General features: G+C 40.0%; 10 protein-coding genes. 6 read left to right on the top strand and 4 right to left on the bottom strand.

Annotated features, from left to right (window positions below; translation table 11 throughout):
• Window positions 1-21: 21 nt before the first annotated feature.
• From ACQ76V_RS01285 to ACQ76V_RS01295, 3 genes are read right to left on the bottom strand one after another with little or no spacing between them, the layout of a single operon-like run.
• Window positions 22-1290 (bottom strand): asparagine synthetase B, encoded by a 1269-nt coding sequence (locus ACQ76V_RS01285; RefSeq protein WP_440998654.1) that lies wholly within the window; start codon window positions 1288-1290, stop codon window positions 22-24.
• Window positions 1291-1294: 4 nt separating this feature from the next.
• Entirely contained in the window at window positions 1295-3238 is a 1944-nt protein-coding gene (locus tag ACQ76V_RS01290) for a tetratricopeptide repeat protein (protein ID WP_440998655.1), read from the bottom strand.
• On the bottom strand, window positions 3228-3854 hold the full coding sequence (locus ACQ76V_RS01295; protein WP_440998656.1) for a Maf family protein: 627 nt from the start codon (window positions 3852-3854) through the stop codon (window positions 3228-3230). The genes ACQ76V_RS01290 and ACQ76V_RS01295 overlap by 11 nt, the downstream gene beginning before the upstream one ends.
• 263 nt (window positions 3855-4117) lie before the next feature.
• Between ACQ76V_RS01295 and ACQ76V_RS01300 the strand changes: the two genes are divergently transcribed.
• From ACQ76V_RS01300 to ACQ76V_RS01325, 6 genes are all read left to right on the top strand, one after another.
• Complete coding sequence (locus tag ACQ76V_RS01300; protein WP_440998657.1) at window positions 4118-4360, top strand: hypothetical protein; 243 nt, start codon at window positions 4118-4120, stop codon at window positions 4358-4360.
• Window positions 4361-4380: 20 nt separating this feature from the next.
• Complete coding sequence (locus ACQ76V_RS01305; protein ID WP_440998658.1) at window positions 4381-5190, top strand: DUF92 domain-containing protein; 810 nt, start codon at window positions 4381-4383, stop codon at window positions 5188-5190.
• The gene (locus ACQ76V_RS01310; RefSeq protein ID WP_440998659.1) at window positions 5187-6497 is read left to right on the top strand and encodes a dicarboxylate/amino acid:cation symporter; all 1311 of its coding nucleotides are present in this window, start codon (window positions 5187-5189) and stop codon (window positions 6495-6497) included. The genes ACQ76V_RS01305 and ACQ76V_RS01310 overlap by 4 nt, the downstream gene beginning before the upstream one ends.
• A 110-nt stretch (window positions 6498-6607) precedes the next feature.
• Window positions 6608-7507: a tetratricopeptide repeat protein gene (locus tag ACQ76V_RS01315; RefSeq protein ID WP_440998660.1), complete on the top strand. Its 900-nt coding sequence runs from the start codon at window positions 6608-6610 to the stop codon at window positions 7505-7507.
• 117 nt (window positions 7508-7624) lie between these two features.
• Complete coding sequence (locus tag ACQ76V_RS01320; RefSeq protein WP_440998661.1) at window positions 7625-10621, top strand: lamin tail domain-containing protein; 2997 nt, start codon at window positions 7625-7627, stop codon at window positions 10619-10621.
• A gap of 331 nt (window positions 10622-10952) precedes the next feature.
• Window positions 10953-11771: an aldo/keto reductase gene (locus ACQ76V_RS01325; RefSeq protein WP_440998662.1), complete on the top strand. Its 819-nt coding sequence runs from the start codon at window positions 10953-10955 to the stop codon at window positions 11769-11771.
• A 110-nt stretch (window positions 11772-11881) separates the two neighbouring features.
• Here the strand turns inward: ACQ76V_RS01325 and ACQ76V_RS01330 are convergent, their stop codons facing one another.
• The gene (locus ACQ76V_RS01330) at window positions 11882-12613 is read right to left on the bottom strand and encodes an acyl-[acyl-carrier-protein] thioesterase (RefSeq protein WP_440998663.1); all 732 of its coding nucleotides are present in this window, start codon (window positions 12611-12613) and stop codon (window positions 11882-11884) included.
• Window positions 12614-12735 lie beyond the last annotated feature (122 nt).

The following is a 12735-nucleotide window of genomic DNA, read 5'->3' on the forward strand; positions in this document are numbered from 1 at the left end:
CATCTGTCCACTGAATCCCTATCACGTTTTGCGCTTTTTCTTTTTAGCGGCGGGAAACAGAATGTTGTTTAAAATCAGGCGGTAGCCCGGGCTGCTGGTATGTAAGCTCAGGTCGGTGGGAGGGTCGTTGACGCGGTGGGTATAATCTTCGGGGTCGTGTCCTCCATAGAAGGTGAAGGTTCCCTTTCCATAATTTCCGTGGATGTATTTAACCATATCACGGCCGGGACTTTCACCTAAAATTACAACTGATTCTTTAATCTTATCTTTTTGAAACGCCGTTGATTGTCCATAAAACCCACGAATGCTGCTTACGTGATTTTGTGTAAGCATGGTTGGAACAGGGTCCCATTTGGCCGAAAACTCAAAGAGAGTAAAAAAGTCGATCGACTGATCTACGTTATCTAATTGTACTGGCACGTCAATATTGGCATGTTCATATTCGGAAGGATCAGTACTCAATACAAAATCAGTGAATGCCAGCGTATTTTCGAAATTGAGTTTTTGTTGGGCTTTGGGATCCATGGGATCGCCATCAAATTGGGTAGGGGCAATATCAATATCCTGGGCTGCCAGTGCAATATCAAAGGTGTCGGTTCCCGAGCACATAGCAAACATAAATCCACCGTTTCCAACATATTCTTTAATTTTGGCGGCCACTGCTTTCTTCTCGTTGCTTACCTTGTTGAAACCTAATTCTTTGGCCATGGCTTCCATTTGGCGAACTTGCTTAATATACCACGGCTGATTGCGTGATGAGACCCAGAACTTTCCATACTGTCCGGTAAAATCTTCGTGATGCAAGTGTAACCAATCATATTCCGAAAGTTTGCCGTTTAATACTTCGGGATCCCAGACTTTATCGAATTCTACTTCGGCATAGGTGAGGGCCAGTGTAACGGCGTCATCCCAGGGTAGGGCTTGCTTGGGGGTGTAGACGGCAATATTGGGTGCTTTATCGAGTTGAATGACTGATGTATTTGCATCGGGATTCTCAACTTGATTAATAATTTGGGCCGCTTCGGAATTGGATTTGGTTTCTATTTTTACATTCCGCATTCTTGCTTTTTTGACCAGATCCTCGGAATAATTAGTCATAAAACTCCCCCCTTTGTAATTAAGCAGCCATTGTGAAGAGTTTCCATCCTGGAGATTGTTGAAAATGATTCCGTAGGCTTTAAGGTGATTGGTTTGGGAGGCATCCATCGGGATAAAAAGTTTATCCTGTGCCAAACCGGGCACACTTGCCAAAAGGATGAGGATAAACGAAATTAGAAGAGAACGTTGCATGATGTCAGACCTGAATATCTTCGAGTTCTTGAATGCGTTCGCGGGCATAACTTGCATAAAATCCATTGGGAAATTGTAGTAAAAATTCTTCGTAAAGAGGTAACAATTGATCTATCGTTTTTGGAATTTCATGAGTTTTATGTTCAGGAAGTTGAACGTGTTTACCTTTTGGTTGCTGCTGTTCTACATTCATATCATTGTTCGTTATCAACTGGTCGGCTAATCGGACTTTGGCCCACATTAATTGTTCACGGAGGGCCGATCTGTTTCCTTGTATTTGTAAAAAGCTGGCTAATGCGCGATATAAAAACGATGCATTCTGTTTGTTTTTTGAAGTATTTAATTCAAGCAGAGCATACCCTAATAATGGATTGTAGCGATCTTTTTGAAATAATTGCTCCAGGGTGGCAATGCTTTGTTCCTGTTCACCGTGGGAAAGATGTTCTATAATTTTAGCAAAAGGGTCAATTTTAGAGCCCGTGCTGTCAGCCTGTAATCCTTTTTGTATCCATAGCCGAAGTTGAACAGCATCATTGGCAAAATAAGAGGTCGTCTGACGCTCGAGTGCGTTTAGTTGGATCTTGGCAAATTCATAGTCCCCGGCAAAAAAATCTGTAAGAGCCAGATAATAACGATTTTTTTCGGCCAAGTCGCCAATGCGCTCCTGCTTATTGCTTTTTGAAAATGATAGTCGGGCGCGGGTATATTCTTTGGCAAAAAGATTTAAGCGTCCTTCGATATATGCTTCTTTTGCTATCGTGCGATTATTACCGGCTAAATTTTTCAGCTCAGTCAAGTATGTTTTTGCTTTATCCGGATCATGCAAAACATCCAATGACAGTTCGCTCAAGGTCGTTAAAACCTGATCCATCTGATAATAATTGGGATCATTGGTTCGGAGAGTATTCAAGGTTGAAAAAGCTTTTTGATAAAGAGACGAACGTCTTGCGGAGAGATCCAGATTATGATTCTCAAGATATTTAGCCCACTGTATATATACCTGCGCCAGTTCCTGACGGCTTCTGTTTGACAGGGAAACGATATTGTTATCTATGTAGTAGGAATAGGCTTCTTCGGCCAACTTAAACTTTTGTTCAGCCCGCAATTTGGAGCCAATATTAAAGAGGGAGTAAGTGAGGCTGGATGATTCCTCTTCCATATTTTTTGCGGTTACTACTGCTCGTTCAAAAAGCTTGCGTTCCATCAGCAGCCAAACTTCCAACTGTTGTAGATTTCGATAACTGGGATGGGAGGGAGCAAGCTCATCTAAAAAGTCTGAAATTTCCAGAATAGCTACATCATATATATAATCATCCCGAAAGCGCATGAGTCGACGCTGCACGTAAGTCAGGCGATCGGGATTGTTTTTCACTAATCCCAAAAATTCTTGCATGGCCTGTTCATAGATGCCCGCCTGCATATAGGTTTCTGCCAGTTCTGAGGAAACCAGGTTTGATTGTCCCGATGATGATTGTAATTGCTGATAAATTTCGATAGCCTTTTCGTATTCTTTACGTTCTTTAGCTGTGCGAGCAATTTGTAGGTGTACTTGCTGATTGTTGGGATAGTCGCTAAGAACGTTATTCCAAATTTCCACACTGTGTTTAATGTCACCGCTAATATGATATAATTCGCCGAGACGTATTTTTGCTTGTGGAAGATGTCTGCCATCTCGTACAGCTTTTTCTGTTATGGCAATAGCTTTATCATATTGTTTAAGGTTAATGAGACTCTCAGTAAGCTTACTAAAATACAGATATCGATGAGGTTCTTTGTTGTACAGCTCTTCAAACTGTTTAGCAGCTTCCTCATATTTTTGTGCACTCAATAACTGGTCAGCCTTAAAATAACTCTCATTTTGCTGAGCAAACACCATTTGATGGGATAGCACTCCCATCAAAAAGAAAACTAAGAGTACAACGTTTTTAATGACAGATTTAAGAATCATCGGAATGTTGATAAATTTTTTGCTGCGTAAGGAATTCCGGGGCAAATGATGTCATCGCATTATAAAAGCTGTGAAGCGGAAATCCCACCACATTGTAATAATCTCCTCTTATTGCTTTCACAAAAAGGGAACCGTGCGGATCTTGAATACCATACGCTCCGGCTTTATCCATTGGATTTGCCGTTGCTATATAAGCATTGATAAGTTTGGAATTAAGATTGCCAAAAATAACAGTTGTTGTCTCAACTAACGTAGTGGTATCGGTTATGTTATTTGAGGCATCTGATTTTACCAAGGAAACCCCGGTAAGTACTTGATGCGAATTTCCGCTCAACTGCTGCAGCATGTTTTTTGCTTCCGAACGGGTCGGTGGTTTCTCAAGAATTTTATTGTTAAAGGTGACAATAGTATCGGCACCTATCGTTAGAGCATTACGGTAGTGAGGGGCTACAGCTTTGGCTTTGCGATCAGCAAGTGTTTCTACAATTTGGCGGGGCGACCAACGGGAATTGTAGTCTTCAGTTATATTGCTGGCATGAACCTTAAAAGATATGCCTATTTTTTTAAGGAGCTTTTTACGTCGGGGACTACCGGAGGCCAAGGTAATGGTTTTCAAAATAAGAAGTTACAACCTGTTTAGAATTGGTTTATAATCATCCAAAAATAGAAAAGAATAGGTATTTAAATTGGTAATATGCTATAACAACTAATTATTGAAGTAAGATCTCAAAATAGAGGGAATTATTGTAATGCTAAGACAGTACTTTTTGTAGCTCAATAAATCAATCGTTACTTTAGCCGCAGCATCGTGATGAAAGAAAAGAGATATTCTTTCGTTACATTGTTCATTATCACCATATTATAAAATGATAAATTACAATGGGATCACAAAAGTACGGACGCAGAAGTTCTAACCAACCAATGATTTTCGATGCCTGGAATTATAAAGTGCTGGCATTGGGACTATTTCTGGTAATTGTAGGCTTTTCAGCAATGTATCTCGAAAATGAAGTTGAAGGTTTCATATCTCTATATATTTCTCCGATTGTGATTATGAGCGGTTATGCAACCGTCATTTTATCTATCCTTAAACATGACCGGAACTCCTCAAAAACATCCTGACAATATTTTGACTTGAGCTGATGGATCGGAAGCTAAATGCGTTATTCCTTTTTATAGCGGTTATCGTATTTATTACTGCTGCGAATACTACACAGCAGTGGAATATACTGCTTGGTGTATTATTGGCTGCCTTTTTTTCTTTGGGAGCTTTTGTTTTTAACGGTTTGTCGCTTGACGGGATGTTTTCAGCGATAGTTATTGGAACTTTTGCTTTTGGACTTGGAGGTTGGGAGTTGGCGGTTGTACTGCTACTGTTTTTTATAAGCAGTGTTGTTATTTCAGATCGCTCAAAAAGCCGCGATCAAAATATTTCGCAAAGTGTAAGACGAGGGGGGTTACAGGTTTGGGCTAATGGCTTTTGGGTTGTATTATTTTTGATAGGTGTTGCCATTTTAAATACCCAAATATTTTTGATCGGAGCCATAGCTGCAATTGCAACTGCTGCAGCTGATACCTGGGCGACTGAGCTGGCCAGCCGAAATCCGGGGAGCACTTATTTGATAACAAATTTTAAAAAGGTTAACCCCGGTACTGACGGGGGCGTAAGTGTTAAAGGAACTACGTCAGCTATTTTTGCAGCAGCAATGATTTCGGGGGTAAGTGTTTACGTTTTTTCACTTCATTTTTCTGTTTTTCTGATCATATTCGTTGCAGCTTTTTTAGGATGTCTTATAGATTCATATCTGGGAGCCCTTTTTCAACAGAATAAACGTTCAGTAATGTTACCGGTTCTCAATTTCGAGATTAATTTTTCGAATAATTTGGTGAACGCAATTGCTACGGGTATTGGTGGATTACTGGCAATAACTTCAAAAATGTTTTTTGCATGAAAAAAGTATGGTATAAGCAACTGCATTGGCAAATTATTATTGGACTTGTTTTAGGGTTAATATGGGGCTTGGTAGCCAGTGTCACCGGATTATCAAGTTTTACGGTTGACTATATACAGCCCATTGGTACCATATTTATAAACCTTTTAAAACTAATTGCTGTCCCACTGATTTTAGCTTCGCTTATTGTTGGGGTTACAAGCCTTAACGATATCGCCAAACTTTCACGCATGGGAGGGAAAACTATTGGTATTTATCTTGTTACCACCATGCTGGCGATAACCATTGGGTTGACAGTTGTAAATGTTATCCAGCCTGGAAATTTTTTGCCGGTTGAAACCCAAGAACAGCTGATGTCTGGATATCAGGATAATATTGAGGGGGCTGACCAATCCGCCCAGGAGGTTCTGGATCGAACTCCTATGTCATTTTTTGTAGATATTGTTCCTGAGAACTTTTTTGCCGCGGCCTCTGACAATGGCAATATGCTTCAGGTTGTGTTTGTGGCCCTTCTTCTCGGCATTGGACTTATGCAGATACCGACGGAGAAAAGTAAGTCACTTGTTAACTTTTTCGATTCCCTGAATGAGGTGATCATCAAAATAGTAGACCTGATCATGAAGGTGGCGCCATATGGGGTTTTTGCCTTAATGGCAGGTGTTATTGTGGATCTGGCTGGCGATGATATAGGCCAGGCACTGGATTTATTGGGGGCGTTGTTCTGGTATACTTTCACGGTAATTTTAGGCCTCTTTTTGCACCTGATGATTGTTTATTCTGGGCTGTTTAAAATTTTTAGCAAGATGAAATTACGTGACTTCTTCAAAGCCATTCGTCCGGCTATGCTTTTGGGATTCAGTACCAGTTCAAGTGCAGCTACATTACCCGTAACGATGGAGCGTGTGGAAAAGAATGTTGGCGTTGATGAAGAGGTTGCCAGCTTTGTACTGCCGATCGGTGCAACGATTAATATGGATGGTACCAGTCTATACCAGGCGGTAGCAGCAGTATTTATTGCCCAGGCTTTAGGCATGGACTTGGGGATTGCTCAGCAGATAACGATCGTACTTACAGCTACATTGGCATCTATAGGGTCAGCCGGGGTACCCGGAGCGGGAATTATCATGTTGGTAATTGTTTTACAAGCCATTCAGGTGCCGGTTGAGGGTATTGCCCTTATTTTGGGGGTTGATCGTATCCTTGATATGTGCAGAACGGCCGTAAACATAACCGGTGATGCTGCGGTTTCGGTGGCTATTGCACATACCGAGGGATTGTTGGGAGAAATGCATCTTGATGATGAATAACAGATAGCACGAACGTTTTAATCTCGATGCCTTGTTTGGCTCATACCGGTTACACTAATAAATCCCAGTTTTACCTGGCGTTGTGATATGAAATCAGAAAGTCCGAGCATATGAAAGTGATCAGCCTGTCTTGGCTCTTAATTCTATGTAGTATTGGTCCCATCGAAATACTTGCTACTCCAACAGCCAACCAGATAGACTCTGTCTCTTATGAACAGGAGTTGAAAGAGGGGATTGATGCTTTTTACCGAGCGAACTGGACGAAGGCCGGTGCTGTGTTTAAAGAGCTTCAGGAGGTAAAGCCAGAGGACTCCCGTGCTTACTTTTTTGAGTCAATGATTCCTTTTTGGAAATATTACTTTGGGGATCGTTCAAAGCAAACCGCTGACCGGTTTTTGAGTCTTTCCCAACATGCTATCGAGGTTAGTCAGGATCAGCTCAATAAAAATTCCAGTGATACCACAATGGTATTAATGCTTAGTGGACTGTATGGATATCGGAGCTTGGTAGCAGCTGCGGAAAAAAATTATAAAGAAGCTCTGCAAAGTGGAATGACGGGCTTTAAGTATACGCGACAGCTTTTGGCACTTGATGCCGACGATCCCAAAGCACTTATCGGCAAAGGTCTTTTTTACTACATGGTAGGGAGCGTACCCAATGGACTAAAATGGGTTTCCAACATGGTGGGGATGTCGGCTGATATGCAGGAGGGATTTAATGCATTGGAAAAAGCAGCACGGTCGGATAGCTACGTTAGCAATGATGCCCAAATGATTCTTGCATATTTGTATGAACGGGAGCAACAGGATGAAAAGGCGCTGAATCATTTAGAAGAGTTGTGCAAGCATTATCCCGAAAACATCATATTCCAATATAACAGGGCGCGTCTATTGGAGAAGACGAATCAGCTTGCTCAGGCACGAGAAAAATACCAAATGGTTGCAGCTATGGATACCAATGCATTGGGAATTTTGAAACAGAAAAGTAAAGACAGGTTGCAAAAATTATAATCTGTTTGTAAAAAATGTTTAACTCTAAAAATAGAGCTCCATTTTTTTGAAAAAGATTACGAAAAACACGTAATTATTAATTAATAATGCAATTGTTCATTTCCCAATATATAGTGTATGGGCATAGGGCTACCGAGTGTTTCTTTTAAAAAAATAATCATTGTATTTACACTTCTTTTGGGCTTTGCCCTGCAAGAGGGGTATAGCCAGTCTGCAGGAGATATTGCTGTTATTGGTTTTAATTCGGATCGAGATGATTTTGCCCTAACTACATTTGTTGATCTGCCATCTGGAACCACCATTTATTTTACCGATCGTTCTTGGGATGAAGAATCCAAAAGCTTTAATGGCAACGAGGGGACATATTCTTATACGGTTCCATCCGGTGGTTTTAAGGCTGGAAATGTAATTACTATTAATCCTGATTCCGAAACAGCTACTGATGGTGGAGTTGTTTCTCGAATATCAGGTAGTTTTGATTTAACCAACCGAGGCGACGAGTTATACTTTTATTTGAGTACGGCAATCGAGAGTCCCGAAGATAACCCTTCCTCTTTTTTGTTCGCAATGACTAATAATAATTCGTGGGAGGCAAGCAAATTAAACAATACAGGGTTGGCAGCGGGGAGTACGGCTCTATCTAATATTGGTGGTAACATTAATAATAATGCAGAATATATCGGAACCAGGGAAGGGACCGCTTCAATTCTGAAAGAAGAAATTCGTAAGGTTAAAGAAAATTGGTCAAGTACAGATAACTCAAGTGATCAAAGTATTTCTTTTAATACTACTCCTTTTTCGTTAATCCTCCCTCCAACCATTGCTTTTAAAGCATCTGCGATTACCGCTAATGAAGGAGATGGTACTGCAGAACTTACGGTGGAATTAGTAGAATCCAATAACACAGCTGTAGATGTGGAAGTATCTTTTTTGAGCAATTCCAGTTCAGCTATTAATGGTGATGATTTTACCAATTATTCTACTCAGACCCTTAGCTTTGATAATCAGTCTTCCAACGGAGCTACCCAAACTGTTATAGTGGACATAACGAATGATTCTGATTTTGAGAACTTAGAAAAAGCTGTTTTTCAGCTTCAGAATATTTCTGAAGGTGCCATTATTGAACCTGATGTATTGACGCTAACTATTGAAGATGATGATGCCCCTGATATTGTGATAAATGAGGTACATGCCGATCCTACAGATGGACTTGATGGTGATGCAGATGGAAATGGAGAGAGAGAGGCCAGTGCTGATGAATTTATTGAATTTGTAAATAATCAAAATTCTGATTTGAATATTAGTGGCTGGAAAGTTTTCAATAATTCTGATTTAAAGCACACTTTTACAACTGGGACTATTTTATCAGCTAATAATGCTTTAGTCCTTTTTGGAGATAGCGAGGTAAGACCTGTTGGTAATTTTGGTGGTGCTTTAATTCAGAGCAGTAATGAATCCGCATCACTTAGTTTGGGTGAAGATGGTGATAATATAAGACTTGTAGACTCAGACGGTAATGAAGTGATAAGCTTGGATTATACCTCTGCAAATAATGACCAATCAATTGTGAGGAAACCGGAAATTACTGGTGAATTCGAACAACATACCACTGTTGCTGGAAATAGTGAAAAATTATTCTCTCCCGGTACTAAAGTAGATGGAACGGCCTTTGGTTCGAAATACGCTATTGGTATTCGTGGATCTGCAGGTTGGCGAATGATATCAACGCCTACCACAAATACTTCTTTCGATGACCTCTTGGGAAGTCTTTGGATGCAAGGCATCTCGGGTTCTGATGATCCTTCCGGTAGTTTAACAGTGGCAGGATGGAACGAGTTACAAACATCTTTTGATGATATCCCTTCCAGCATGTCTGATAAGATGAGGGGCGGGAAGGGGTATATTGTGTATGTTTTTGAGGACGATGATTTTAATACAACCGGTATACAAGGAGGGTTTCCAAAAGTTATCAAAACCGATGGAAACGAAAACAGCAGTACGGTTGACGTAACGGTATCGGCTACTGATTCAGATAATTCTTCTTCAATAGAAGGTGATGAAGGCTGGAATTTATTGGGGAATCCTTTTGGTACTGATCTTTCTGTTGGGGCATTGATTAGGGCTCTTGAAGATATTGCTCCTGTAGTAAATACGAATATTTATGTTTGGGACCATAACGAAAATAATGGCAATGGCGGATATATTACATTATCTGATGGCGATCGAATAGCCCCTTTTCAGGCATTCTTTGTTCGATTCAGTAATGAAGTAAATGACCAAACATTTACTTTTGATAAAAGTGCATTAGAGGCAAATAACAGTGCTGAATTTTATAACAGCAAAGTAAAAGATTCCTTTGCATTTGATGTAGAACTTCATGGAGATGAATATTACGATACCTATTCCCTTGAATTCAATAAAAATGGTACTATAGATTTAGATCGATATGATGCCTACAAATTGATTTCGCTAAATCCCAATGCAATTAATTTATTTGGTAAGCATGGTAACAATCGCTTGCAAAAAAGTGTGTTGCCTGAGGATCTAAAAAGTAATTTGGAAATCCCCCTTTCTTTTGATGCCAATGAGCGTAGGAATTTAACCTTCCGATGGAATAATATTGATGATCTTCCTAATGATTGGGAGGTTATACTGGTTGATAAAGAGACAAACAGAAAAATTGATCTACGTACTGCAAAAGAATACCAGTTCACAGTTTTATCAGCTGGTCAAAAAGAAACGATCAATAACCAAAGGCTTTTGAACAAAAGAAAAATCGGTGGAGAAGATTCGCGTTTTGTACTTTCGATAAATGCGAATTTGGAAACAACGAATGGGAGAGATCTTCCCGAATCTGTTAAATTGAATCCTAATTATCCCAATCCTTTTAATCCTACAACGACTATTCCATACGAAATTGCCGAGGATACGGAAGTAAAACTGACAGTCTGGAATATGATTGGCCAAAAAGTAGCTACGCTTGTTGATGGGATGGTCGAAGCAGGAACACACAAAGAAACTTGGAATGCTACTAATATGCCGAGTGGTATTTATATTGCACGTTTTGAAGTGGGTAACGAGGTGTTTACTCGGAAAATGACGTTGATAAAGTAAAAGGATAAATATTTTGGAAGGGTAAAAGAGGAGAAGAATTTTTTTATCGTGTTTCTTATTATCTTGGTAAGGGTATTGTTTAACTTATTTGGTGATGTTCTGGCACAACTTGGGTTAACGTCATACGAGAACAACTCCCATTGACGGGGGCTGGGAAATTTAGCTGCTTTAGGCGGTACGGATGCCAAAAAAAACGTTATGCGATCATAATCAAGAATAGATTTTTTAGATCTATCCAACTTTCTATATTTTCATTGAATCATATAATATTTTAAACTGTTAAAACAGTGATTTTAATCCTAACAACAATGGAGTTCTCCCTTTAATACAAATGCAATACAAAAATATTCAGGGTCTTGAAGTGCCCGAAATTGGTCTTGGAACGTATAAACTTCACGACAGAGAGTGTTCACAAATAGTACGTAAAGCACTTGAGATCGGCTATCGACATATTGATACTGCACAAATGTACAAAAATGAGCGAGCGATAGCTGAAGCACTGAACGTTTCAAACGTACCCCGGGAAGATATCTTTTTAAGTACAAAAATTTGGCACACAAATCTCGAAGCTGATGATGTGCTTCAATCTACAGAGGAGACGCTGCGTCAGTTAGATACTCCCTATGTTGATTTGCTGATGATTCACTGGCCTAATGACCAATATGATCTCCGGGCAACCATTGAATCAATGTTAGTGCTTCGAGATCAGGGTAAAGCCATGAATATCGGTGTGAGTAATTTCCCCTTACACTTGCTTAAAAAAGTAAAAGAAGAAATTCGCGCTCCCATATTTTGTGACCAGGTCGAATTTCATCCCTTTATTGATCAGCTTGACTTGCTGGATTATGCTATCGAAAATGATATCATGGTCACAGCATATAGCCCATTAGCGCAGGGGAAAGTCATGCAGAATGAAGATATGCAGGAAATTGCTGAAAAATATGACAAATCACCTGCCCAGATATCATTGCGCTGGTTGATTGAGCAGGAGAATGTCGTGGCCATTCCGAAAGCTTCAAGCGAAAAACACCTGCGTGAGAACTTTGAGGTCTTCGATTTTTATCTTGAAGACGATGACTTTGATCGTATCGATCAGCTTGAAAAATCGACAAGGCTTGTCAATCCAAGTTTTGCCCCCGACTGGGGATAAGCTTTTGCTGAAATAAATGTAAGATTATTCTAAGTGCCCGATGCGTTAAGTGTCGGGCATTTTTTTTGGTTCATTCTTACTTCATGAAGAAGGAGATAGATCTTTTGGCATTAATTTGAGATCGCTTTTGCTAAAACTTTATTATCCGATATTCTTCGTATCTGATGATTGAAAGAGGGCTTGTTTGAATCAGTTGAAACCTTATTTGATTCAGCTAAAATAGTATCATCAAGAACCGATTCAGCCATAAATTTAATGTCTATCTCGCTAACAGAAGCATTTTCCGGCAAACAGGAAAGAGCCCATTCAACATAGCGAACATTATTGACGTGCTGATTAAGATCAAGATCGGATTTTCGAACTTCAAATTGTTGTGAGTAATCTGCTTGATCTAAATCAGTGAAACCGGCTTTGGTAACAGGGAGTACATGGTCGGTTTCATCGGGAGCCAGTTGTAAAATTTCTTCCGGAATACGCGTGGGACGGCGACTCTGAATATTCATGATGAGCCAATAACTCAACGATTTGCCGATGATTTTTCCGTTTTTATCCATAATTAAAAAGTCGCGGTAGGCACGAAGTCCATCGCCGCTTGAAGGCCAGGTTTTAATAATTACTTTTTCTCTCCACTTGGGAAAGCGGTCAATTTTAACATTGAGCCGATGTAGAACCCAGGTAAGTTCATCTTGTTGCAAGTCAGTAATATCAAATTGAAGCTTTCGAGCATGGTTCCCGGCAACTTCCTGCAGTAAATTACAGATGGCGGGTAGTGTGGCCTGTTGATTGATATCAATCTCCGAGGCTCTGATTTTGAATTGTTCTTGAAAGGTTAAGTCGCTCACAGTAGTCTATTGTAATTAAAAAAGGAAAGTAAACAATACTGGCAGGCATCCGAAAAAAGAAATCCCCAATACTTCTAAAGTACCGGGGATCTTTACCTATGACTCGGAGTGTGGTTATAGGA

The organism is Fodinibius sp. SL11 (genome assembly GCF_052060035.1).
GTDB lineage: Bacteria > Bacteroidota > Rhodothermia > Balneolales > Balneolaceae > Fodinibius.

Coding starts and splice junctions, on each gene's coding strand:
- ACQ76V_RS01320 (WP_440998661.1), top strand. CDS start 7,625: ATGGGCATAGGGCTACCGAGTGTTTCTTTTAAAAAAATAATCATTGTA.
- ACQ76V_RS01300 (WP_440998657.1), top strand. CDS start 4,118: ATGGGATCACAAAAGTACGGACGCAGAAGTTCTAACCAACCAATGATT.
- ACQ76V_RS01290 (WP_440998655.1), bottom strand. CDS start 3,238: ATGATTCTTAAATCTGTCATTAAAAACGTTGTACTCTTAGTTTTCTTT.
- ACQ76V_RS01325 (WP_440998662.1), top strand. CDS start 10,953: ATGCAATACAAAAATATTCAGGGTCTTGAAGTGCCCGAAATTGGTCTT.
- ACQ76V_RS01305 (WP_440998658.1), top strand. CDS start 4,381: ATGGATCGGAAGCTAAATGCGTTATTCCTTTTTATAGCGGTTATCGTA.
- ACQ76V_RS01315 (WP_440998660.1), top strand. CDS start 6,608: ATGAAAGTGATCAGCCTGTCTTGGCTCTTAATTCTATGTAGTATTGGT.
- ACQ76V_RS01285 (WP_440998654.1), bottom strand. CDS start 1,290: ATGCAACGTTCTCTTCTAATTTCGTTTATCCTCATCCTTTTGGCAAGT.
- ACQ76V_RS01310 (WP_440998659.1), top strand. CDS start 5,187: ATGAAAAAAGTATGGTATAAGCAACTGCATTGGCAAATTATTATTGGA.